Consider the following 23,661-nt stretch of genomic DNA (forward strand, 5'->3'; position numbering starts at 1 on the left):
ATGTTTCGCCTGTGTTTTATATTTTGCATTTGCCTATTTACTGCATTGGTAAATGCCGCGCAAATTTCACGACTTTCACCTGCTGAAGGGTTATCACAAAGTTACGTCAATACACTGCTTATCGACGAGCAAGGGTATCTATGGCTTTCCACTGAAGGTGGGCTTAACCGTTACGATGGCTATCAGGTATTGGATGTAAATGGACCCGATGGCGTACTTGATAAAGTGCAGGTAAATTATATCTATCAGGACAACCTTGGTGGGATTTGGATCACGACGGGTATTGCAGGGTTACTGCGATACGATCCGATGAAAGATGAGTATAGAAAATATATAGAACCACCGTCTACAGAGGACGAGTTTTATTCTAATTTGGTTAATATTGTTTTGACCAAAGATGATGATCATATGTGGGTTGTGCGTACCAATGATGTTGCGACCCTCAATATCCACTCAGGTAAGCTCAAGAGTGAGGTGACTTTACCGTTAGATGAAGAAAGTGGTTTTATACGCGCTGTTTATCAACATCAAGACATCTTGTTTATCGCCACTTCAGAGCGCTTGTTTGCATATCATTTAACAACGAAAAAATTAAGAACCCTCGATCACCTTGCTCCCATTGAACATCCTTATCAAACAAATACTAAATCACTATTTATTTTAGACCAGGATACCTTGCTCGTGGGTGCGGTTCAGGGGATGTATGAGCTAGATATTTCTCAACTACTAAAAGATTTTGACGCAGAGGTACAGTTTAAAACGCTGCTTCCCGAACTAAACATATGGAAAATGCTCAGGCATGATGAACATACCTTGCTGCTTGGTACTGACAAAGGTCTTGTTTATTACACGATTGAAGATGGTAATGCGGTTCGAGATAGGCGTTTGTCTTCAAGCGTATTTTTGCCGTCAAATACCAGTATTATCGATATTGTTAAAGACAACTATGGTGGCCTTTGGGTCGCCACAAAAGAAGACGGTGCATTTTACTTACCAGACAGTACGCTGGCGTTTGATAATGTTAGTGATCTTACCGTTGAAGGTGAAGGTTTTTCTCACAGTAATGTCTGGGCGATGCATGAATCTAATCAATTTTTGTGGCTGGCAACGAATGACGGCCTAACACGATACAATCCAAAAACCAGAGAGACTAAACAGTTTCTAAAGGGTTACTTGGGTGACGAAATTCTCTCAGAGTTTATTATCTGGAAGATTGCGGAGTATAAAAATAAGCTTTGGCTCACGACGGTAAAAGGACTGTTTGTCTTTGACCCTATTACTCACGAAGTAACAAGGCCCAAGGCTAACAATCCAGAAGATAAAGAGATATTGACATCCTTTGTGAAAGGTGGGGAGTTGTTATCTGATGGTAAGTTTTATTTCGTCAATAGTGACGTTGGGATGTTCGTTTACGATATTAATACAGCAGAGCTGACACACCTGACGAAGTCATTTGAAAATGTCGATCCGTTTCTTACTTATGGCTTCTACCCACCACTTCCAAACGAACCGCTTAAACCCCTTTACTACTATGCTGGCGTATTGCTGCAATATGATCCGCAGTTGGAAACGCTAACTGAGATCTATAAAGCGCCGAAAGCAAATAAGCATTTAGCGGTCGATATCACTACCTACACCATAGATAAAAATAATATCTTGTGGTTGTCGCTATCATCCTTTGGTTTGATTGGTCTGACGTTAGATGGTTACGAGCCAATTTATAACATCGATTTAAAAGCCCATAAAATAGATACTTTGATGTATGAAATGCGTCAAGACAAGGAAGGTATGATTTGGATGTCATCTCATAAAGGTATTTGGCGTCTAGACCCAGATAATTTGCATTTACAACAATTCACGACCGAAGATGGCATACTTTCTAATGAGTTTAACGGTGGCGCGTCGGTGATGTTGGAAGACGGTCGCATAGCCTATGGTATGTTGAAAGGGTTTGTGGTGTTTTCTCCCGATGACAACAGACCTAAAAAGCCATTACTTGATCATGTCAATATCACCAGCGTGGATTTAATTTCTCGCCCAAATCAAAAAGCCGGATTAAAGCAATTTGATCACATCGAGCTTGAGCATGATGACATTGGACTCGAAGTGTCATTCTCTGCAATGGCATTTAGTTATCAGGATCGGATTATTTATGAGTATCAAATATCTGGTGGTCAGAAGATCCTGAGTCGTAATCAAAATCGCGTGGTATTTCCTAAACTTAATCCCGGTGAATATGCGTTAAAAGTTTGGGCTAAAGATCCGTTAACGGGAGATTATACACCGCCTGCAAAATTAACCATTAATGTAAATTACCCCGCGTGGCGCTCACCTGTTGCGATTGCCGGATATGTTTTTCTTACGCTCTTACTACTGTCTCTTTGGAGCTATCGAAAGTATCGCGTTGAGCAACTTATTCTTGCCGCTCATAAGGAAACACAAGACCGCGAAGCTAGGTTGAAAATGGCGCTAGAGGGAAGTAACTCCGGCGTATGGGAGTGGCATGCGGGTAGTACCTTAATCTATCAGCCTCGATTAGTTACGGAGCTCGATTACGAGCTTGAGAGTGTCGGCTTGGATGATTATCTGCAAAAGATACATCCCTCGGATAGAGCCATGTTTCGCTTACAGTGGCTTGAGTTCGTCACAACGAACAAAGGCTTTATCGACTGTACTTATCGATTAAAAGACAGCAAAGGTCAGTGGCGTTGGTATAAGGACTTTGGCAAGGTACTTGAGTGGGATGAAGGTAATCCAACTCAGGTGGCAGGCACCTATACCAACTTAACGCGTGAGCGTTTATTTGAAGAGCGAGCCGCATTATTTGGGGCGGCGTTTGAGCAGACCCGTGACTGGGTAATGATCTTAGACAAAAGACTGCGTATTCAGGCTTGTAATCGGGCGATGCAAAATGCCTTTAACCTTGACTCTATCCCATCATCAAGCACAGCGGTGAAGCTTGGGATGTCGAGACAAAAACGTATGATGTATCTACGCCAGACGTTGGCGCTGGCTGTGCATCAGCATTTAAGCTCTGAGGAAGTGGTGAGTTTGCCCAATGGTGACGAAAGAGACGTACTTATAAAAATTAGTGCCGTGGCGAATAGCGATGGTGAACTATACAGTTATGTGGTGGTGCTTACCGATATTAGCCAGCAAAAGCGCACAGAAAAAGAGCTATACCAGCTTGCTAACTATGATTTACAAACTAAGTTACCAAATAAAGCGTTATTGATGGATAGAGTGCAGCACGCAATCGTGCATTCGCAACATACACATTTCGCACTTTTGGTCATAAAGTTTAACCGTTTGCAGAACCTATACGATATCTATGGTGCAGACTTTGTCGCTGAGTTGCTTCCTCTGCTTGCAACAAAGCTACGCTGCTGCTTCCGTGAGTTAGATAGCTTAGCGACGGGGCATGATAAGTCGTTTTATGTGTTGATGGAGCACCTCGACAACCCTGAACAGGTTCATCAGTATGTTGAGTGTTTGGTTCACTCATTTAGTACTCCAATTGAAGCCGCAGGGCATACCGTACTTATGCAACCTGCCATTGGTATTGCAATGTATCCCGACGATGCGTCAGACGCTTTTGAGTTAAACCAAGCTGCAAAGGCTGCGCTTGAGCATGTTAATGTACAGCAAATTTCCAGTTATCAGTTTTTTCGCGAAGAAATGAATGGCAAGGTTAGGCGTTCACGAGAAGTCGAGCAAGCACTTATGAGGGCCTTAAAAAATGGTGAATTTAGTAATCATTATCAGCCTATTGTCGATGTAGAAAGCGATACTCTGCTTGGCTTTGAAGCGCTATTACGCTGGCCTGAAAATAGCGAGTTTTGTGCGCAGGAGTATGCGCTTGCTGCTGAACATGCCGGTGTCGTTACCGAGCTTACCTTACAAACCCTTTCTCGGGCATTAGTTGAATTGAGACACTGGCAAACCATGAAGCAAGACCTATATATATCCATTAATCTCTCGGCCATTGATTTTGAATCCTCAAGCTTAGTCGAGGATATTCAACAAGCACTGTGCCGCAGTAAAGTGTCGGGTCATTCTGTGGCCTTTGAGATAACAGAAACAGCTCTGCTTTCTAACGTTGAGAGCGCGGTGAAAGTGATGAAAGAAATAAAAGCACTGGGCTGTCGTATCTATATGGATGACTTTGGGACGGGGTATGCCTCTTTGACCTATCTGCAACAATTGCCTATTGATGTCATCAAGATAGATAAAAGCTTTGTACAGCAAATTGCTGAGGATCCTGAAAGCTATTTAATTATTCGCTCATGTGTAAATTTAGCGCATGGATTGGGATTAAAATGTGTCGCAGAAGGGGTGGAAAACGATCTACAGTATCAACGCATCAAAGCAGAGCGAGTTGATTATTATCAAGGTTACCGTTTCAGCTCGGCGATTAGTGGCGAACAAGTCTCGCAGCTACTCTCTGAAATATAGCTGTAGTCTCTTTGGCTACAGCTTTTTACCACAGTGACGACAGTACATATGATGGACGCGTTGACTACTCATTAGTTTAATTGCTTGGTTTGCTTCCAATTGACTTAAGCCAAGCTCTATACGAAGGGCTTCTAAATGGGCTTGTTCACTTTTGTCGACATCACCATCGACTAACGCATGCAATACCGCCTCATTGAATGCATCTCGACGTTTGCGCATTTGGTCCGCAAAGCTTGAGGCCAAGAGGCCGGTGGGGATCGCGACCATGCCCATACTGAGTAAAGTGATAAGGCCACCAAAAAATTGTCCAAGCGGGGTGATAGGCACAACATCGCCATAACCCACGGTGGTTAGAGTAGCCATCGCCCACCACATCGCTTTAGGAATGGAGCCAAATTTATCCGGTTGCACATCGTGTTCAATAAGATAAATTCCGCAAGAGGCCATGATTAGCACAACGCTCATGATAAAAAAGGCGGCAAGTAATGAACTCGATTCTTCTTTAAATGCTGCGAGTAGCAACTGCATGGCCCGAGAGTAGCGCGTCAGCTTAAAGATCCTGAGTAATCGAATAACACGTAAAAAACGCAGATCAAAGGTGATAAAGGCCATTAATATGGTTGGCAAAATAGCGATGAGATCAATCACCGCCAGCGGTGATATCAGATACTTTAGGCGCTTTTTCCAATTTGGTATATCCAAATGGCGGTAATCAAGCTTATCGACACAGCACCAAAATCTCAGTAAGTATTCAATGGCGAAGATGGTCACACTGACTAACTCTAGGGTGAGAAAGTAGTGATGGTACACAGTTGCTAAGTCGCGCTCAGATTCCAACACGATGGCAACGACATTGGTTAAAATCAGGGTGATGAGGAAGATATCAACTGCCCGCCCGAGTCGGCGGTATTGCCCTGTAGCCTCGAGCACCGCAGCCGTTTTTTCTCTGATGTGAAGTTGCATCAAGTTGCCAGCATCCCTTATCTTTTTTGTGTTTAGTTTAAGTGTAACACCATCTGAATGGTGCCTTCCTCAAAATCTCGAGATACGGTGAATCCGAGCTTTTTGGCAAGACCTATCATACCGCTATTTTCTGGCAGAGTGATCCCTTCTATACTTTGTACGTTTTGTTTACGACAGTGTTTTATAGCAGCTTCCATGAGTATTCGTCCAAGCCCAAGTCCTTGGCAGTCTGAGCGTACCACTACGGCAAATTCAGCCACTTGGTTATCTGGGTCCATCAATACGCGTGATACCCCAAGCGTTTGGTAGCTAGATTTATTCGGCACAGTGACGATAAACGCCATTTCTCGGTCGTAGTCAATTTGCGTCATTTTGGCGAGTTGCTCATGATTAAATTGCGGCAGCTCGCCAAAAAAGCGGCGGTATCTATCTTCTTTACTTAAAGACTGGTCAAATTCTTGGTGCGCTCTTTCATCCTCAGGGCGAATAGGTCTCAAGGTTGCAGGGCGGCCATCTTTTAATGTCACGGTTTTTACCAACTCTCGGGGGTAAGGCCGGATGGCCAAGCGTTTACGGCCTGATACTGGCTCGTATCGTCTTAGCGTAATACTGGCGTCGAGCACTTGGAACTGACCCGAACAGGCCAAAATAGGGTTGAGTTCCATATCAATAATATCGGGTTGGTCGACTACCATTTGAGAGACACGAGTGAGTAGGGCGCACAGACGGTATTTATCGACCTTTTCAGGCAGTGCTCGCTCCTTGATAAAGCCTTTGTCATGGGCGGCTGCAATCAGGTACTTTGCAAGGTTCATATTCAGTGGCGGTAATGCCACCGCAGCTTGCGAGAAATTAAGCCCGGTGCCCGCTTCACCCAGTAAAATAACAGGGCCAACACCGGGTTCGGTTTTTACTGCTATCCGTAATTCTTGTCCTCCTGCGCGTTTTGCCATGCGTTGTAAAGAGAAGCCTTCTATTTCAGCTTCGGGGGCAGCCTCGCGGATCCGTAGTAACATCGAAAATGCGGTTTGCTCTACTTCTTCGGCATCATTGAGGTTGAGCACAACCCCACCTACTTCCGACTTAGAGGGGATGTCATGACTTATCAGTTTAAGTGCAACGGGAAAGCCAAGCTGCTGAGCTTGCTCTTTTGCTTCTGAGGGGGTGAGTGCGATTTGCGTCTCTATACATTCTATATCGTAATTAGCCAGCACTTGAGAAGCTAAATGGGTCGCGAGTTTATTGGCGCCAGAGTTTAAAAAGTCATTGATTAAACGTTTGCTTTGCAGGTGTTGCAGCTGGTCTTCATCACTGTAGGATTCTGGTGTCTGTGTGAGATGTTTTTGGTTTCGGCGGTAGCTCACCAAGTGCATAAAGGCACCAACTGCACCTTCGGGTGTACGATAAGTTGGGATCTTAGCATTTGCGCATACAAGCCTTGCAGCATATGCCGCTTCTTCACCCATAAAATTCGTCATCACATAAGGGCGCGCCATTTTTGGAATTTTGGCTAGGGTTTGTGCAATGATCTCGGCATAAGCGGTACTTGGCGCAAGCGCTGAAGGAGTATGAATTATCAATAAGTTTTTGACTTCGTCAGCTTTTAACAGAACTTCTAGTGCTTGTTGGTAACGTTTTGGCGAGGAATCACCAAAAATATCTATAGGGTTACAAGCATGATCCGTTTGTGGGATCAGGGCGCTGAGCGCTTGCTTGGTCTGCTCGCTTAGTACCGCCAGTTTGCCTGAGTTCTGTAGTAAGGTATCGACCGCCATAATGCCAGGGCCGCCACCATTGGTTAAAATGGTCAGCTGTTCTACTTGCAGCAATTTGGGGTGTAAAGCAAGGGTTTGAGTGGCAGCAAATAGCTCCCTAAGATCGTTTACCCTCAGCATACCTGCACGTTGGAACATGGCATCATAAACTGCGTCATCGGAGGTATTGCCGCCGGTGTGATTCAGCGCAGCGATTGCGCCAGCCTTGGTTTTACCGGTTTTTATGGCGATGACGGGCTTACTAAATGCAGCGGCTCGAGCTGCGGAAATAAAGCGCCTAACATCGTCGATATTATCAATATAAAGCAAAATAGCTTGGGTTTTTGGATCCCGTCCGAGGAAATCGAGTAGTTCGTCGAAATCGATATCAAGGCAATCCCCAACGGAAACAAAGTAAGAAAAGCCGATTTTTTTATGTTGTGCCCAGTCCAGTATGGTTGAACATACCGCCGCCGATTGTGAAATAAAAGCAAGCTTACCGGGTGCTGCAACCGTATGAGAAAAACTAGCATTAATACCCAAGTGAGGAATGAGTAAACCGAGGCAATTAGGACCAAGCAAGGTGACTTTGGCTATTTTGGCGGCTTCTTTTAATAGTTGTTTATGCTGATTATCGAGACCCGCCGCGATGATGATTGCATGCTGACAACCAATTTCGCCAAGCTCATTGATGATTTGCACTAGGGTTTGTTTGTTGGTACAAATAACAGCGAGATCAGGGACTTTGGGTAACTGTCTAATAGTATTGTAAGCAAGCACTCCATGCACTGCGGTATGTTTTGGGCTGACGGGCATAATGGGCCCTTTAAAGCCGCCTTGCAGCAAGTTACGCATTACAATAAAGCCGGCGCGATCTGGATTGTTAGAAGCACCAATCACCGCAATAGATTGGGGGTTAAAAAATTGGCTAATACGCTTTACGCTCATACTGTTTCCTAGTTCAGCCGCAGCTCATAAGCACCACTCTACCATTTTGCTCGCAGTTTTCGAGTGCAATTAAGGTAGACTTTGATCTATCCCTATAATAATTGTACGAAAACCATGACTGAGGCGTAACGTTGAGGACAAAGATATGTCTACTATGAGTAAATATTTAGCTCCTGCGGCTTTGCTATCACTGGCGGTGATAGTGAGTGGCTGGATGGTAAAATCGACCATTCTAGAAGTAAAAGGAATGGAGCGAACGGTAAGTGTAAAGGGGTTATCGGAAAAGGAAGTAACGGCAGATACGGTGATTTGGCCTGTATTTTATCGTGATGCAGATAACGATCTGGAAGCGTTGGTTGAGCGCACTGAAAAGAAAAACGCAGCTATCCGCGCGTTCTTAACCTTACATGGCTTTGATGCTTCCGAGCTTTCGATATCAGCGCCTTCTATTACAGATAAATACGCCCAAGAGTACGGACAAAATAATCAGGGGTTTCGGTATGTGGCAAAAGCTGGTGTGACAGTGTACTCCAATAATCCAGATAAGGTATCGCAAGCGCTAGGGCAGTTAAGTGAGCTGGCCAAACAAGGTATTGCCATCACCAAAGATGATTATCAAAATCGAGTTGAATATTTGTTTACTGGCCTTAATGATATTAAGCCTGAAATGGTGCAAGAAGCCACACAAAAAGCACGAGAAGTGGCGGTCAAATTTGCTAAAGATTCCGACTCTGTACTTGGCAAAATAAAATCAGCAAGACAAGGGCAATTTAGCATTCGCGATAGAGACAGTAATACACCGCAGATCAAAATTGTACGTGTGGTCACGAGCGTAGAATACTATTTATCGGATTAGTATTAGCGCTAACTGCATTGAATTCACTCCCTATGCCAGCTATTGGTGCGTAAATTTGCCTTGCCTACAGGAAGCAGTGTTACCACTAAAACTCTCTGGCTGGACAAGGGGGAAATTAAGGTGAACTTTAAAAACAATAAGTTAGCTTATTCCTTATCCAAGACTCAGGTTGATTACTTTGTATCATCAGTGGAATATCTTAAGCTGAGCCAAAGATAGTGCCTTTCTATCAGCGTGTATTGATTAGATGGGTAGAGCTAGTCAATTTAGGCTAAAGGGTAATAATACAGGACTTGATGGTAACGATTTGATTTTTAAATTTTTATGTGTTCTCAGGTGGATCATAATTCTTAGTAGTAATTAGCCTGATAAACAAATTGTTTCTCAGTTAAGGCTATACTCAGTGAGTTAACAGCTCTTTATAATCTTTTATGTAATGCTGGTGCAGCAATGTCTAATGACATCGCTGCTCAGTGAGTCAACTAACGATAGTGGCTCGCTTTATTTTTCCTCTTGCTCCTTAAGCACGTAGATCTCACCATCGAAACTACCTTGAATGGTCAATCCTTGGCCTGCCAGTTCCTTGAGATATTCAATATGCTCTTGGGTAATATGTTGACCCGGCACCAAAAGCGGAATACCCGGAGGATATGGGGTGACTAAACCTGCACAAATACGGTTGTTGCTCTTGCTAATAGGTACAGATTCACGTTCACCGTAGAAGGCATCACTAGGAATACAAGCAAGGTCAATTGCGGGTAAATTCTCAGGCAAGCGCGAGCGTCGCGTTGACTTCGATAGTTTTACCTTGCCGCCATCGAGCTTCTTTAAGGCATTGTATAAACGAATGATCTTTGAGCGTGTACCACCCAAGGTTAGTAAGACTAAGATGGTACTGTGCGTGTATTTCTCAATCTCCAGCCCAATTTCGTCTAGCAGAAACTTATGAATATCCTTTAATGAGTATGGCAGTTCACTAATATCGATGAGGATTTTAAGCGGATCATGCCCCATATTATCGCCACTAAAATGTGGGAATATGTTCATAAAATCTTGCTTATCAAGCACTTTTATATGTTTGAGCGAGGCCATCTGCTGTTTGAATTCTGCAACATGGTTCAGCAGTGCATTGAGTAACTTATAGCCTTCCATCTCTAGCTGCTTTTGGCACACATCCAAAGACGCTATAAGTTGGTATTTGGGCGAGGTGCTGGCGTAGATACTGTAAATCTCACGGAAGAAATCAGCATCAAAATCAGGGTCATTAATATGGATATAAGACGCCTGCGAAAATGCCGATACGACTTTATGCGCCGAATGAGTAACATAATCGGCACCTGCATGAATGGCGGAATAATGGCGCAAACTGGGATGAAATAGCGAGTAAGCAAACCAAGCTTCATCAATAAAGACTTTGATGCCATGCTGATGGGCGAATTCTACGACTTGTTTCAGATCGCTCAGCAAACCATCATAGGTACAGCCTGTGAGCACCAGTAGTTTTGCATCGGTATTTTGTTCAATCGCTTGCTTGATGTCAGCCAGTGAAGGCGGTGCGAATATGCCATATTTGGGATTTAAGATACTCGATAAATAGATAGGGAAACTGGCCGATTGCAAAATGCCATAGTGCACAGACTTATGACAGTTGCGGTCGATGATCACCTTATCACCTTTGCGAAGTAGGGTTTGCAAAATAATTTTATTCGAGGTGGACGAACCGTTGGTCACGAAGTAGGTGCGTTTAACCTCAAACGTTGCTGCTGCGGATTCCTGAGCGCGGCCAATGGTATTGGTGCTGTCTGACAGTGAACCTAACGAATCAACCGATACAGACAAGTCTCCGACAAATACATTACGGCCATAGAATTGATAAAAATCTTTGATATAAGGAGAGTTTCTAAAGCTCGAACCGCCGCTGTGACCTGGAGTATGCCAAGAGTCGTTCGCTTCGCCGACATAACTGCGATACGCCGTCCAAAATGGCGTCTCGGCTCTGTCATCAAAGTCGTTGATCATATACCCTAAAATGGCTTCAGGATCTGAGATAACTTCATCTTTAAAGAAGAAAGACTCGATTTCCTCGGATTCGTTGACTATCTCAAGCCCTTTAGTGTCATCACCAATAACATAAACCGGTAATTCTAGACGAATACTTTTTAATTGCTCGATAAAGCGACTATAGGTTTGTTCGCCACTTTTCTGTTGCACATCCCAACTCAGCACGACAGCTTGAATATCACCATCTTCAGTGACATGCTCCAAGGCTTTTGAAAGTTCGAGACATTCAATAATATCGATTTGAACATCCTCTCGCTCAAAATTAGGGATCGTTTTTGACAAATTGCTTGAGAGCGCTTGCAATACAGCTGGCTCTTGTTCTATTAACAAGATACGAAGGACAGGTAGCATAATGATATTCGCATTAAAATTTAAAGACTTTCATTAGCATAAAGAAAGCGTAGTGATTTGTGAAATCAATACATTGAAAATGTTCTAGAAATTGTAAAACGGATGTAGGCGAGGAAGTTGTTGCGAGTGATGGAAAGTGTGCTATTCAACATAGGAAACAGGAAGGTTTCGAGTATCAGGCATGTCTGAGTTAAATTTGGGATAGGGTGTTTTTGAAGGCTGTATTACGATTGCTTTTCAATGATAAATACAGTAGTGATAAAAACAACAGTATTAGCTAACAGATCAATAGGAGTCAAAATGAGATTGGTTAATTATGTTGTGTATGTGTTCTTATTTGGGTGTTTAATCAGCTTCCCTTCATGGGCTGATACAAATAACTTGTCGGGAACATTGGTTGTTGTAAATAAAAAGGGGGACTCGGTTGATTTCATCGATCTTAGCAGCCGAAAAATTAAGCTGACGCTCGCAACCGGCAGAGGACCACATGAATTAGCAATGAGTGCCGACGGGCATACGGCTGTTGTCACTAATTATGCACGTGGCAATAGTCTAAGTGTTTTTGACGTTCGGCAAGCAAAAAAAGTTAAAACCATTGATTTTTCTCGTTATCCAAGGCCACATGGCGTGTTGTTTTTAAAAGACCAAAAACGCGTTGCAGTATCGTCTGAAGGCTCCGACAGTGTGGTAATCGTTGATATAGAGTCGGGGAAAATTGATAAAGTAATAGCAACAGAGCAAAGAGGCTCTCATATGGTGGCGCTGCCGGCGTCTAGCGAGCGTGTTTACACCACAAATATGCGCGCAGATTCAGTGTCTGAATTAGATGTAAAGTCAGGTGCCTTACTTCGCAAAATTTCAATGCCAAAAGTACCAGAGGCTATCACCATAAATAAAAGTGGCTCAGAGCTCTGGGTTGGTAGCAACGATGATGGCTTAGTTACCGTGTTTGATGTAGCAAATGAGCGTATAATTAAGCAATGGAAAGGCTATAGCTTTCCATACCGTGTGTTACTTACCCGCGATGAGCAGTTTGCTGTGATCTCAGACTATAGGAATCACACCCTTGATGTGATCGATGCAATGCACAAAGAAAAGCTGCGTCAAATAAAGTTTGAGCCGGGAACAGGACCAAAAGGCGTGATCCTCCATCCAGACGATCGCACTTTATTTTTATCCGCTTACCAAAAAAATAAGGTCCTTGTTATAGATATTGTATCTGGCAAAACCTTATTTGAACTCCCTACTGGTAACGGACCAGATGGAATAGGGTATTCAGCAGTGGTATTGCCTTAGGCTAACCATCACGTCGATACGAATGTGGCTTGAAGTAGGAGCTGCTTTACGCAGCGATCTGTGCTTTCATATCGCTTGAACAATTTTACGAAACAACAAATTCACGGTAACCACCACAAATAAAAGTTGTGCTTATGCTAAAACAAAGATTAACTATCAGTCTTCTTTTTAAACTCACATAAGTCTTCAATAATACAGCTGCCGCATTTAGGTTTACGCGCAGTACACACATAGCGGCCATGGAGAATAAGCCAATGGTGGACGTCCACTTTAAACTCTTTTGGTACAACCTTTTCCAGCTTTTGCTCGACTGCTACTACATCTTTACCCATGGCAAATTTGGTGCGGTTGGAGACGCGGAATATATGGGTGTCTACAGCAATAGTGGGCCAGCCAAAAGCGCAGTTTAGTACCACGTTGGCGGTTTTCCGGCCGACACCTGGCAGTGCCTCTAGCGCTTCACGGTTTTCAGGAACTTCGGAGCCGTGTTTGTCAACGAGGATCTGACACATTTTATAGACGTTATTGGCTTTTGAATTAAACAAACCAATGGTTTTGATATAGTCTCTTAAGCCCTCAAGGCCAAGCTCCAGAATTTTCTCAGGCGTGTTGGCAACAGGGAAGAGTTTGCGTGTCGCTTTGTTTACCCCAACATCAGTGGCTTGTGCTGAGAGGGTAACGGCAACTAAAAGCTCGAAGGGTGACGAGTATTCTAGCTCAGTTTCAGGGTGCGGATTTTCGTCCCTGAGCCGCGTGAGTATTTCTATACGTTTTTGTTTATTCATAAGATTTACTTGCTAAATTCAATGACGGTAGCATGCAGTTGTTTTCATTAAGCAGCGATAGTGACGGTATCGCTGCAAATTGGCATTATTACCGCATTAGTTTAAGTTAGTGACCCGTGCTCTTGGGCCTTTTACTTCTTCGGCTGTTGGCGCTGCTTTGGCTTTGAGTTGGGCGTCGATAATGTTTTTAGCAGCAATCAAAAAGCCAAGCCCTAAAAAGGCGCCAGGTGGCAGGATTGCAACTAAAAATTGATGATCGAATGAGAAGATCTCAATACGCAATACACTTGCCCAGTTGCCAAGGAGTAGCTCGGCACCATCAAATAGTGTTCCTTGACCAATGAGTTCGCGCATTGCACCCAGTACAAATAGCACCAGTGCAAAACCTAGTCCCATCATTAAACCATCCCAAACCGATAACAGCGGACTATTCTTCGAAGCGAATGCCTCGGCACGACCAATAATGGCGCAGTTGGTCACGATCAACGGAATAAATATACCAAGGGATTGATACAGACCAAAGGTATAAGCGTTCATGAGCAGTTGAATAACCGTAACAAAGGCAGCGATGATCATCACAAACACGGGAATACGAATGTCTTTTGGCACCCAGTTTCTCACCACCGATACGGTAAAGTTAGAACCAACCAGTACCAGTAGTGTGGCGATACCAAGCCCTAACGCATTGGTTACCGTTGAAGTCACCGCAAGGAGCGGACATAGCCCTAAAAGCTGTACCAGTGCAGGGTTATTTTGCCATGTACCTTCTTGAAAGAGCGATTTTAACTGACTCATTGCGACACCTCGCAAGTATTAGGCGCGTTAAATAGCGCATCAAAATGCGTTTTGGCAAACCATGCGGCCTGATTTACCGAGGTTACCACGGCACGTGGGGTAATGGTTGCGCCAGTAAATGAATCAAATTGACCGCCGTCTTTTTTCACATTCATTTTAGGATCTGCTTCACCTTCAACTTGAACACCGTTGAAAGTCATTACCCAAGCCGATTTTGCCAGCTCGACCTTATCACCAAGGCCTGGGGTTTCTTCATGGCGCGTTACACGCACACCTGAGATCAGACCTTGTCTATCGATAGCGGTTAAGACATCAATATTGCCACTGTAGCCTTTGGGGGTGATGTGTCTCACTAAAAGAGCTGAGGGTTCGCCATTGAGTCTGGCTCTGTAAATTGTGTGCGGGCCACCAGGGCCGAGTTCTAAGGCGTTGCTGGTGGTGCAATCCAAATACAGAGTATTGTCGTACTTATCTGCTGCAATCACCTGAGAAAGTAGTTGCATCAGGTGCTGCTGCTCTTGGCTGGCAATTTTATCTTTAGTGAGGTCATTAATCAGTGCGACCGCTCCTGTTGTTGCCAGTGCAAATGCCGCTAGGATGAGGCCATTTTTCTGCATCGATTGAATTATCATGATTTTGCTCCATGACCATAAGTACGAGGCTGAGTGTAATGATCGATAAGTGGTACTGCCATATTCATGATCACAACTGCAAATGCAACGGCGTCTGGATAGCCACCAAATTGACGAATAACATAGACTGTTAAGCCGATTGCCGCGCCGTAAATCAGGCGACCTAAGTTAGTGGTAGAGGCCGACACCGGATCGGTGGCTATAAAAAAGGCACCAAGCATAGTGCCGCCACTTAACAAATGGAATAGGGTGCCCGGCTCTGATTCAGGGGCAATGATATAGCCAATTGCGCTAGCAAGGCCAAGACTGGTAATAAAGGCTGCAGGAATATGCCAGTTGATCACTTTGGCTTTTAGCAGATAAAGACCACCTAGCAAAAAGGCCAGGTTAACATATTGCCAACCAAGTCCCGCAAGTGCTCCAAAACCCTGCTTATTCATCGCCTCATTCACGGTTAAGCCTTGCGAGACTGCGGTTTTTACCGAGTCTAATGGCGTGGCACCAGTCGCACCGTCAATCACCCCTGCACGCCATACGTCAAGTGAGACACCTTGGCTGGTGGACTCGGTAAAGATCATCGCGAGTTGGTCGACAAAGCTTAGCGACTCTAGCGTGAGCGCTTGAATAGGTGACCATGAAGTCATTTGTACAGGGAAGGAGATCAGCAATAATACATAGGCCGCCATGGCCGGGTTGAAAAGGTTAAAGCCTAGGCCACCGTATAGCTGTTTTACAATTGCGATGGCAAAAAATGCGCCAATGACAGTTATCCACCAAGGGGCTAGTGGCGGAATACTGATGGCCAGTAGCACAGCAGTGAGCCAAGCACTACCGTCGCTGAGGCTGTGCCATATCGCTCGACCTCTTAGCTTTAGCACTAGCGCTTCAGCAAGGCTTGCGGTAATAAGCGCCAAAGCCAACTGGATCAATACACCAAAACCAAAATAGTAGGTTTGGACTAAGATCCCGGGAATACAGGCTGCCATGACGGTCATCATGATTTTGTTGACTGATTTATGGCTATGATTGTGCGGGGATGAGGCCATGGTTAGTTTCATGACGGTTCATTTCCTTCTTGTTCTTTCGCTTGCTTCTTCGCTTTTGCTCTCGCAATTGCGGCTTTAACGGCGGCTTTTTTACGTGCTTCAGGGCTGGCTTGTTGCTGCTCAGATGTGCCCTCAGCACCTTGCTCTGTACCGCTGGAGTCTGTTTCTGATCCCGCCGTTGGCTCATTTGCTTCTTTGCCTTGCTCACTCACGCTTTCGCTAGCTTCTTGTGCCTCTTTAGTGGCTTTCTTAGCCTTAGCTCTGACAATTGCGGCGGCCACGGCGGCTTTGCGTGGATCTTCCTCGGCGCTTTCCGTTGGAGCGGCTTCTGCTTGTTCGCTAACGCTTGCGCCTGCTTCTTCCGCCTCTTTAGCGGCTTTTTTGGCCTTAGCTCTGGCAATTGCGGCAGCAACGGCGGCTTTACGTGGATCTTCCTCGGCGCTTTGTGTTGGAGCGGCTTCTGCTTGTTCGACTGTGCTCTCGCCAGTTTCTTCAGCCTCTTTAGCTGCTTTCTTGGCCTTAGCTCTGGCAATTGCGGCAGCAACGGCGGCTTTACGTGGATCTTCCTCAGCGCTTTGTGTTGGAGCAGCTTCTGCTTGTTCGACTGTGCTCTCGCCAGCTTCTTCAGCCTCTTTAGCGGCTTTCTTGGCCTTAGCTCTGGCAATTGCGGCAGCAACGGCGGCTTTACGTGGATCTTCCTCAGCGCTTTGTGTTGGAGCAGCTTCTGCTTGTTCGACTGTGCTCTCGCCAGCTTCTTCAGACTCTTTAGCTGCTTTCTTGGCCTTAGCTCTGGCAATTGCGGCAGCAACGGCGGCTTTACGTGGATCTTCCTCGGCGCTTTCTGTTGGGGCGGCTTCTGCTTGTTCGCTCACGCTTGCGCCAGCTTCTTCCGCCTCTTTAGCAGCTTTCTTGGCCTTAGCTCTGGCAATTGCGGCAGCAACGGCAGCCTTTTTATCGCTTGGCGCTGCATTGGCTTCAGGGTCAGCAGTGCCTTCTGCAGCTGCTTTTTTGGCTTTAGCCCGGGCGATTGCAGCAGCTACGGCTGCCTTTTTATCATCTGTTGCTGCTGGCTCAGACTCAGATGATGCTTGGGCTGCGGCCTTTTTCGCCTTTGCACGGGCAATGGCGGCGGCTACTGCGTCTTTTTTATCTGTGCTTTCAGGCTGATCAGTTTTTTCTTCTTTATATTTACGCGCCTGCGCTTTGCGTTTTTCACGCTCTTCTGCAATGGCGCTGTTATCCGGCTCTAATTCGCCGTTCTCACCTCGTTTGGCTTTGGCGCGTGCAATCGCAGCTTGGACCGCGGATTTATCTGACTGCTTATCCTTAACGCGTGAGAGTGCTTCTTGCACTTTTTCTTTATCTGCGGCTCTCGGCGCAGCACCCGCCGAACGGCGTTTATGTTTATTTTGGCGTTCTTCTTGTTCGCGCTCTAAGCGCTCTTTTCTCGCTTCAAAACGCTCTTTAGCACGCTCTGCTTTGACTTGTTCAAGCTTTTGTTCGCGAATGTCGGCTTTGGCAACTCGATAGTATTGCACTAAGGGGATTTCGCTTGGGCAAACATAAGAGCACGCACCACATTCGATACAGTCAAAGAGGTTGTATTCCTCTAATTTTTGGTACTCTTTGCCTTTAGCAAACCATTGTAACTGCTGCGGTAATAAGCTTTGAGGGCAGGCATCTGCACAGGCACTACAGCGAATACATGCCTTTTCATCACCCGGGATCGCAAGTTCTTGGTTGTCTGGCGCGAGTATACAGTTGGTGGTTTTGACCACAGGGATCCTAACCGATGGCAAGGTAAAGCCCATCATTGGACCGCCCATGACTACGCGCTGTGCCTCTACTGGCGAAAAGCCTTGTGAGTCTAGCAGGTGCTTTATTTCAGTGCCGAGTAAAGCCCACACGTTGCTTGGCTGAGTAATGGTATTACCGGTCACGGTAACTACACGCTCAATAAGTGGTTTACCCTCAAAAATGGCTTGCCAAATTGCGAACAGTGTTCCAACGTTCTGCACTAGAACGCCGATATCCGCTGGTATTCCAGCACTTGGTACTTCTTTGGAAGTTAATAGCTTGACCAGTTGCTTTTCACCACCAGAAGGGTATTTGGTTGGCACACTACGGACTAAGATATCCTGATTATGCTGAGCCGCTGCGGCGATCGCCGCAATGGCTTCAGGTTTATTATCTTCAATGCCAAATAACACTTTTTGTGGCTTCAATATGCCTTGTAGCACTTCGACGCCTGCGATGATTTCTTTGGCGTGCTCACGCATCAAACGATCATCGGCTGTAATATATGGTTCGCACTCAATGCCATTGACGACTAAAAACTCAATGGGCTTTGGGCTGTCTGCTTTGACATAGGTTGGGAATCCCGCACCGCCCATACCGGCAATACCAGCTTGGTGGATAATATCGATAAGCTGTTTGTTATCCAGCGTGCTAATGTCGCTAATTGGGTTCAGTGGTGTCCACTTATCTTCACCGTCTGGGTGCAAAATAATACTGAGCTCAGGTAGCGCGGATGGATGCGCCGACGGCATCGGTTTTATCGCTTCAATGGTGCCAGATGTGGGGGCGTGAATGGGCAGCGACCAGTTCGTGCCTGGAGCCGTCAATGCTTGACCCTTAAGGACGTGATCGCCAGAGTTAACTAACAGGCTACCATTGGCACCAATGTGCTGCTTTAGTGGCAGGATTAGTTTATCAGGCAAAGGTAAACGAGCAATCGGTTGCTGGTTGGATAATGTCTTTTGCTCTGGTGGATGGATGCCACCTGGGAACTGCCACAGTTTTCCGCTTTCTATTTGTTCAAGTAATGTTTCCACTTAAACCTCTTAATCAATCTGTGTCACAGGAATGGCGTCTAGCTGCCACTTCCACGTTTGCTTGGTCTGTGCAACCGGGATCATATCAATACAATCGACCGGGCAGGGCTCGACACACAGATCGCAGCCTGTGCACTCGTCGATGAGCACGGTGTGCATTTGTCTGGTTGCACCAACGATAGCATCCACGGGGCAAGCTTGAATGCATTTGGTACAGCCAATACATTCGTCTTCACGAATGTAAGCCACTTTCTTGACCGGCTCTGCGTCTTCTCCGCCAGCCAGTGGCTTTGCTTCTACGCCCATTAAGTCCGCCAGTTTTTTCACTGTAGCTTCACCGCCGGGAGGGCATTTATTTACGTCATCGCCATTCGCAATCGCTTCAGCGTAAGGTCGACAGCCGGGATAGCCACACTGGCCGCATTGAGTTTGTGGCAGAATAGCGTCTATTTGTTCAACAATTGGGTTGCTTTCAACTCGGTATTTCACTGCTGCATAGCCAAGCACAATACCAAAAATAAGCGCCAGCGCACCCAGTGCAAGTAATGCGTAAAGTAATGTCATATCTAAAACTTAACCAATCCAGAAAAGCCCATAAACGCAAGCGACATAAGTCCTGCGGTGATCATCGCTATCGATGCGCCTTTAAAGGGTGTCGGCACGTCAGCGACAGCCAAACGCTCACGCAAAGCGGCGAATAGCACCAAAACCATAGAAAAGCCAACCGCAGCGCCAAAACCATAGACTGCAGACTCTAAAAAGGTGTGGTCTTTTTTGATATTAAGTAGTGCGACGCCTAGTACAGCGCAGTTGGTGGTGATCAAAGGTAAGAAAATTCCCAGTAACCGATACAAGGTTGGACTGGTTTTACGTACCACCATCTCTGTAAATTGCACAACCACAGCGATAACCAAAATAAAGCTCATCGTTCTTAAAAAAGTGAGATCGAGCGGCAATAAAATATACTGATTGACCAAATAGCTGGTGACTGAGGCTAGCGTAAGAACAAAGGTGGTCGCTAACGACATTCCCACTGCGGTATCCAATTTTCCAGATACCCCCATAAATGGACATAAGCCCAAAAATTGGACTAAAACGAAGTTATTCACCAGCACGGTGCCAATGAGCAACAAAATGTATTCGGTCATTCCTGCCTCTATAACTTATTCACTTTATGCGGGTTTTCCCGTCAAATCGAGGTGATAGTTAACTGTATTAAAGAACTTACTAGGTGCAAGTTTTGACTGGATTTAATTCTGCTAAAAATACTTTTTAGTAGAATTAAACCGATAGCACCGTTCCGCTTTGAATTTTTTAAGTGAAAACATGTGCCTTGCTATCATTTAAGCTAGCGTCTCACATTTTATGAGGCTGTAGCTTGTCATGTAATGCTGACAGTTTTCATTCAGTTATTAGCAAGTAATCCTAATTCAGAGTTTGCTTATCAGGCTAAATATATGACTTTTTAACAATAAAATCATGGTGATAGAGTGATTTTATTGCTAGATATTGGATTACCGCTAGCGCCGAAATAATCTTCAAGCTTATCTTTGTGAACTTCTTAAGATCCCATGGACAAACTTGGATGATAATTCCTGCCAATAGTAACACAGATTGTAACTGGTGTGGCAAATGATAGTGTGCGAAAGTCAGCGTAATGGCAGCGGGAAAGTGAGGGGTAAAGAAGCTGCCCTTAGAGCTTTTTGCGAGCTTGGGTAATAGGTGAATTATCCAAGCTCTGGTTACTTAGATTTCTTTCGGCTTTTCGATGTAATAGCCTTGTACACCGTCCAAACAAAGCGTTTCGACTATGTGTTTTTCTTCTTGGCTCTCGATACCTTCGGCAAATACGTTGACACCGATACGGTGCGCAAGGTCAACCATTAAGCGCATAAAATATTGATTATTCTTGTCTTCTTCAAGACCACGAGTATAGCTTGCATCCATTTTGATATAGTCAGGTTTTAAGTCTCTAAAGAACTTAAACGACGTCAAACCCACACCAAAACGCTCAACGGTGATACGAGCGCCAGCACGATGAACCATATCAATAAAGCGCTTACTGGCTTTAATATTTTGCTGTAAGCCAAACTCGCTAACTTCAAATACCAGTTTAGAGGCGAGATTGGTTTCTTTTAACAAACGACGCTCTAACCAGATCACAAATTGATCGTTATGAGCGCTCGATGCGGTGACATTGATCCCAAAATACTTTTCATTAAAGTTACGCGTTTTGATAAGTTCTAGCGAGGTGTCGATGATCAGCTGATCAATCTCGATGGCCATTTCCAGCTTTTCCGCCATGGCAAGGAAAGAAGCCGTTGGTAGCATCTGTCCTTCTTCAGTTTTGAAGCGAGACTGGATCTCAGCATAGGCCTTAGAATTTTTACCAATTGGCATGATATTTTGCATCATCAAGCTAACACGTTTGCTGTTGATCACATCGCGGATCACGCGACGCCAGTTTTGGTTGCCAAATCCAGCACTAACATTATTCACTAGGTCAGATTCACGCTGAATATGCCAAGCATTGGCTTGCTTGCTTTGTGCCATACTCATGGCATTATCAACAACCGAGAGTAGCTCTCCAAGTGGTTTACCGTTCTCGTAAGGTACAATCCCAGTGTTTGCAACCGATGATAGTTCTTGGTTTTGCTGGAACTGAGTAAAACGCGCTTGCAGTGTTTCACCAAACTCTTCCGCTTCTTTACTTGGCACATTGGGTAAGATCACTGCAAAATCGGAACTATTTAAACGGAACACCTGGCTGCCGGCATAAGTACCTGTAACGTGTTTGATGATATCCGATACCGACTTAATGTATTCATCACCTTTTTGATAACCACGAGTTTGGTTAATGACCTGCAATTCAGAACAGCGGATCATCGCCAACGAGCCAAATGCCTTTTTAGCTGATGACTCGATATACTGCTCGTAATGTTCAACGAACATATTGCGGTTGCCAAGATCGGTGACTACATCTTTATACGCTTCTTGCTTGATAGTGTGAGCGGCATTTTTAATGTCTTCTTGCTTTGACTTTAAAAAGCTAGCTAATCGTTTAAAAGAGGGGACTAAATCATGCCCGAGTTCCGCCACTTTGCCATCATTAAAATCAAACTCAATATTGTCGGTAACTTGGTTTTGTGTGATGTATGAATCTACCGCACTGGCCACGGTCATACTGACGTTGCGATTGAGCTTCTTATAGACGCCTTGCATAAAGAAAACAGGAATAAAGGCAACTAGCGCTGAAATAACGATAAGTAGCAGTAGGGCTTGTTGTAGTAATTGCGCCTGACTTTGTGCATTGATCAAGAATTCAATTTTGATGTCTTTGGTATCGTTAACAGCAAATTGGGGGCGAATAGCATTGATATTTGATTCTATGAGTTCGGCGATAAAGGGGAGGTTGCTTGGTGTGTTGACTTGCAAAACAGTTTGGCCGTCAAAGTCTCGTACGATAAAAGTTGAGAAAACATCCCCGCTATTTAAGGCCTGACGGATATGTTCAGGAGTAACTTCAGTGAGTTTCTTATCCTTTATATACTCTGTCACCATGGTATGGGCACTTTGTTGTGCTTTGTTGATTGCAGAGTCAAAACTTGTTGCGAAAAAAAAGCTACCAATCAAGGAGAATAATAGCCAAGAGGTGACTTGGAGTACGATAAGTTTTTTAAAACCAGCCATAGTACGCTTCTTAAAGAGAGTTATTCCATAGTATCGGGTGCATTGCCAATTTCTTTATCAAATTCATCGGTTTGATTTTTGTCTGGTCGATAAATTGCAGAGAAGGTTGTTATTTGGGCAAATGCAGTGAGAATATTGCTTGTAGAGTAGTGTAAATGCTGGAAAAAGTCTAATGCTTTCGTGGAATTGGCTCCCCCTCCCCGACTCGAACGGGGGACCTGCGGATTAACAGTCCGTCGCTCTAACCAACTGAGCTAAGGGGGAACAATTTGGAACTTTAGGAATGCTCTTTTGAGCACTATCTTATTGATTGGCTCCCCCTCCCCGACTCGAACGGGGGACCTGCGGATTAACAGTCCGTCGCTCTAACCAACTGAGCTAAGGGGGAACTACAATAAAATGTTGACTTTCCGGTGAAGGAGTGGCTCCCCCTCCCCGACTCGAACGGGGGACCTGCGGATTAACAGTCCGTCGCTCTAACCAACTGAGCTAAGGGGGAATAGTCAAGTGTGAGAATTTGGCTCCCCCTCCCCGACTCGAACGGGGGACCTGCGGATTAACAGTCCGTCGCTCTAACCAACTGAGCTAAGGGGGAAGCGTATCTCTCAACGGGGCGAAATATTAATGACGACATTGCAAGGTGTCAACCACTAAAATCACAGAAACGTAAAAAACTCTACTAAGCGATGAATTAATGCGCTATTTGTTGGCTTTTTAGCTTGTTTAGTATTATTGATATAGGTCCTGTTGACCTTTGCGGTTTGATTTTTGTTCCCCTGAGTGGGTTTTGAGCGCGGCGCTCGACTTGCCGCCTAGTAATCTAAGCAAAAGTTGAGTGATAGGTAATTTATCATCGTTAATATAATGACTCTTAGCGAGTTTCGGTTTCAAAAACCTCATATCATGAAGAGCTGCAAAATATGAAATAGAAGCTGTTGTATAAAATTCCTAAATCATCATGTAGGGGGATGTCGAATAAAATTAACATATACAGTGTTTACTGTTTATCTATACAGTGATATATTCTGTTTAATGTATTTTTTGAACGTTTTGTTTGAATTATATCCCTAACTGCTCATTTTATGATGTTTTCTTGAGATCTTTAAATCATTGCAATTGTCACGTGAATGAGATCAATGAGCATGAATAGTGTGATATTGATAATCTCTATTTAAACGCGGTGTAGCAAACAGTA

General features: G+C 44.7%; 14 protein-coding genes and 4 tRNA genes. 3 read left to right on the top strand and 15 right to left on the bottom strand.

Annotation, left to right across the window (positions count from 1 at the left end; all coding sequences use genetic code 11):
• The gene (locus L1271_RS23105) at positions 1 to 4,455 is read left to right on the top strand and encodes an EAL domain-containing protein (RefSeq protein WP_235368888.1); all 4,455 of its coding nucleotides are present in this window, start codon (positions 1 to 3) and stop codon (positions 4,453 to 4,455) included.
• A gap of 15 nt (positions 4,456 to 4,470) precedes the next feature.
• Here L1271_RS23105 and L1271_RS23110 read toward each other — a convergent pair whose 3' ends face one another.
• Both L1271_RS23110 and L1271_RS23115 read right to left on the bottom strand, forming a co-directional pair.
• Entirely contained in the window at positions 4,471 to 5,418 is a 948-nt protein-coding gene (locus L1271_RS23110; RefSeq protein ID WP_102056235.1) for an ion transporter, read from the bottom strand.
• 32 nt (positions 5,419 to 5,450) lie between these two features.
• The gene (locus L1271_RS23115; RefSeq protein WP_010607382.1) at positions 5,451 to 8,120 is read right to left on the bottom strand and encodes a bifunctional acetate--CoA ligase family protein/GNAT family N-acetyltransferase; all 2,670 of its coding nucleotides are present in this window, start codon (positions 8,118 to 8,120) and stop codon (positions 5,451 to 5,453) included.
• A 145-nt stretch (positions 8,121 to 8,265) separates the two neighbouring features.
• On the opposite strand from L1271_RS23115, the gene L1271_RS23120 reads away from it, so the two are divergent.
• The gene (locus tag L1271_RS23120) at positions 8,266 to 8,976 is read left to right on the top strand and encodes an SIMPL domain-containing protein (RefSeq protein WP_010607381.1); all 711 of its coding nucleotides are present in this window, start codon (positions 8,266 to 8,268) and stop codon (positions 8,974 to 8,976) included.
• Positions 8,977 to 9,477: 501 nt separating this feature from the next.
• Here the strand turns inward: L1271_RS23120 and L1271_RS23125 are convergent.
• Positions 9,478 to 11,388, bottom strand: coding sequence for an aminotransferase class V-fold PLP-dependent enzyme (locus tag L1271_RS23125; RefSeq protein WP_010607380.1), 1,911 nt, complete (start codon positions 11,386 to 11,388; stop codon positions 9,478 to 9,480).
• Positions 11,389 to 11,688: 300 nt separating this feature from the next.
• Here L1271_RS23125 and L1271_RS23130 point away from each other — a divergent pair, with 300 nt between their 5' ends.
• The gene (locus L1271_RS23130; protein ID WP_206471279.1) at positions 11,689 to 12,684 is read left to right on the top strand and encodes a YncE family protein; all 996 of its coding nucleotides are present in this window, start codon (positions 11,689 to 11,691) and stop codon (positions 12,682 to 12,684) included.
• 149 nt (positions 12,685 to 12,833) lie between these two features.
• On the opposite strand, the gene nth is transcribed toward L1271_RS23130, so the two are convergent.
• From nth to L1271_RS23190, 12 genes are all read right to left on the bottom strand, one after another.
• Complete coding sequence (gene nth, locus L1271_RS23135) at positions 12,834 to 13,469, bottom strand: endonuclease III (protein ID WP_235368889.1); 636 nt, start codon at positions 13,467 to 13,469, stop codon at positions 12,834 to 12,836.
• A 96-nt stretch (positions 13,470 to 13,565) separates the two neighbouring features.
• Positions 13,566 to 14,264 (bottom strand): electron transport complex subunit E, encoded by a 699-nt coding sequence (locus L1271_RS23140; RefSeq protein WP_010370368.1) that lies wholly within the window; start codon positions 14,262 to 14,264, stop codon positions 13,566 to 13,568.
• Positions 14,261 to 14,896: an electron transport complex subunit RsxG gene (gene rsxG, locus L1271_RS23145; RefSeq protein WP_235368890.1), complete on the bottom strand. Its 636-nt coding sequence runs from the start codon at positions 14,894 to 14,896 to the stop codon at positions 14,261 to 14,263. The genes L1271_RS23140 and rsxG overlap by 4 nt, the downstream gene beginning before the upstream one ends.
• The gene (gene rsxD / locus L1271_RS23150; RefSeq protein ID WP_235368891.1) at positions 14,893 to 15,954 is read right to left on the bottom strand and encodes an electron transport complex subunit RsxD; all 1,062 of its coding nucleotides are present in this window, start codon (positions 15,952 to 15,954) and stop codon (positions 14,893 to 14,895) included. Before rsxD ends, rsxG begins: the two co-directional genes overlap by 4 nt.
• Positions 15,951 to 18,776, bottom strand: coding sequence for an electron transport complex subunit RsxC (rsxC, locus tag L1271_RS23155; RefSeq protein WP_235368892.1), 2,826 nt, complete (start codon positions 18,774 to 18,776; stop codon positions 15,951 to 15,953). Before rsxC ends, rsxD begins: the two co-directional genes overlap by 4 nt.
• Before the next feature lie 9 nt (positions 18,777 to 18,785).
• On the bottom strand, positions 18,786 to 19,340 hold the full coding sequence (rsxB, locus tag L1271_RS23160) for an electron transport complex subunit RsxB (protein WP_010370380.1): 555 nt from the start codon (positions 19,338 to 19,340) through the stop codon (positions 18,786 to 18,788).
• Positions 19,341 to 19,342: 2 nt separating this feature from the next.
• On the bottom strand, positions 19,343 to 19,924 hold the full coding sequence (gene rsxA, locus L1271_RS23165) for an electron transport complex subunit RsxA (protein ID WP_010370383.1): 582 nt from the start codon (positions 19,922 to 19,924) through the stop codon (positions 19,343 to 19,345).
• A gap of 598 nt (positions 19,925 to 20,522) precedes the next feature.
• The gene (locus L1271_RS23170; RefSeq protein ID WP_102056243.1) at positions 20,523 to 22,466 is read right to left on the bottom strand and encodes an EAL domain-containing protein; all 1,944 of its coding nucleotides are present in this window, start codon (positions 22,464 to 22,466) and stop codon (positions 20,523 to 20,525) included.
• A 187-nt stretch (positions 22,467 to 22,653) separates the two neighbouring features.
• Positions 22,654 to 22,730, bottom strand: a tRNA-Asn gene (locus tag L1271_RS23175).
• A 47-nt stretch (positions 22,731 to 22,777) separates the two neighbouring features.
• Positions 22,778 to 22,854 (bottom strand) — tRNA-Asn (locus L1271_RS23180).
• Between the two features lie 34 nt (positions 22,855 to 22,888).
• A tRNA-Asn gene (locus L1271_RS23185) sits at positions 22,889 to 22,965 on the bottom strand.
• Positions 22,966 to 22,984: 19 nt separating this feature from the next.
• Positions 22,985 to 23,061: transfer RNA gene (locus L1271_RS23190), tRNA-Asn, on the bottom strand.
• Positions 23,062 to 23,661: the final 600 nt, after the last annotated feature.

Source organism: Pseudoalteromonas sp. OF5H-5, from assembly GCF_021530695.1.
Lineage (GTDB): Bacteria > Pseudomonadota > Gammaproteobacteria > Enterobacterales > Alteromonadaceae > Pseudoalteromonas.

What these genes read in the sequence shown, in the direction of transcription:
- L1271_RS23120 (WP_010607381.1), top strand. Translation starts at nt 8,266, where the DNA reads ATGTCTACTATGAGTAAATATTTAGCTCCTGCGGCTTTGCTATCACTG.
- L1271_RS23105 (WP_235368888.1), top strand. Translation starts at nt 1, where the DNA reads ATGTTTCGCCTGTGTTTTATATTTTGCATTTGCCTATTTACTGCATTG.
- rsxD (WP_235368891.1), bottom strand. Translation starts at nt 15,954, where the DNA reads ATGAAACTAACCATGGCCTCATCCCCGCACAATCATAGCCATAAATCA.
- rsxA (WP_010370383.1), bottom strand. Translation starts at nt 19,924, where the DNA reads ATGACCGAATACATTTTGTTGCTCATTGGCACCGTGCTGGTGAATAAC.
- nth (WP_235368889.1), bottom strand. Translation starts at nt 13,469, where the DNA reads ATGAATAAACAAAAACGTATAGAAATACTCACGCGGCTCAGGGACGAA.
- L1271_RS23125 (WP_010607380.1), bottom strand. Translation starts at nt 11,388, where the DNA reads ATGCTACCTGTCCTTCGTATCTTGTTAATAGAACAAGAGCCAGCTGTA.
- L1271_RS23130 (WP_206471279.1), top strand. Translation starts at nt 11,689, where the DNA reads ATGAGATTGGTTAATTATGTTGTGTATGTGTTCTTATTTGGGTGTTTA.
- L1271_RS23115 (WP_010607382.1), bottom strand. Translation starts at nt 8,120, where the DNA reads ATGAGCGTAAAGCGTATTAGCCAATTTTTTAACCCCCAATCTATTGCG.
- L1271_RS23110 (WP_102056235.1), bottom strand. Translation starts at nt 5,418, where the DNA reads ATGCAACTTCACATCAGAGAAAAAACGGCTGCGGTGCTCGAGGCTACA.
- L1271_RS23140 (WP_010370368.1), bottom strand. Translation starts at nt 14,264, where the DNA reads ATGAGTCAGTTAAAATCGCTCTTTCAAGAAGGTACATGGCAAAATAAC.
- L1271_RS23170 (WP_102056243.1), bottom strand. Translation starts at nt 22,466, where the DNA reads ATGGCTGGTTTTAAAAAACTTATCGTACTCCAAGTCACCTCTTGGCTA.
- rsxG (WP_235368890.1), bottom strand. Translation starts at nt 14,896, where the DNA reads ATGATAATTCAATCGATGCAGAAAAATGGCCTCATCCTAGCGGCATTT.
- rsxB (WP_010370380.1), bottom strand. Translation starts at nt 19,340, where the DNA reads ATGACATTACTTTACGCATTACTTGCACTGGGTGCGCTGGCGCTTATT.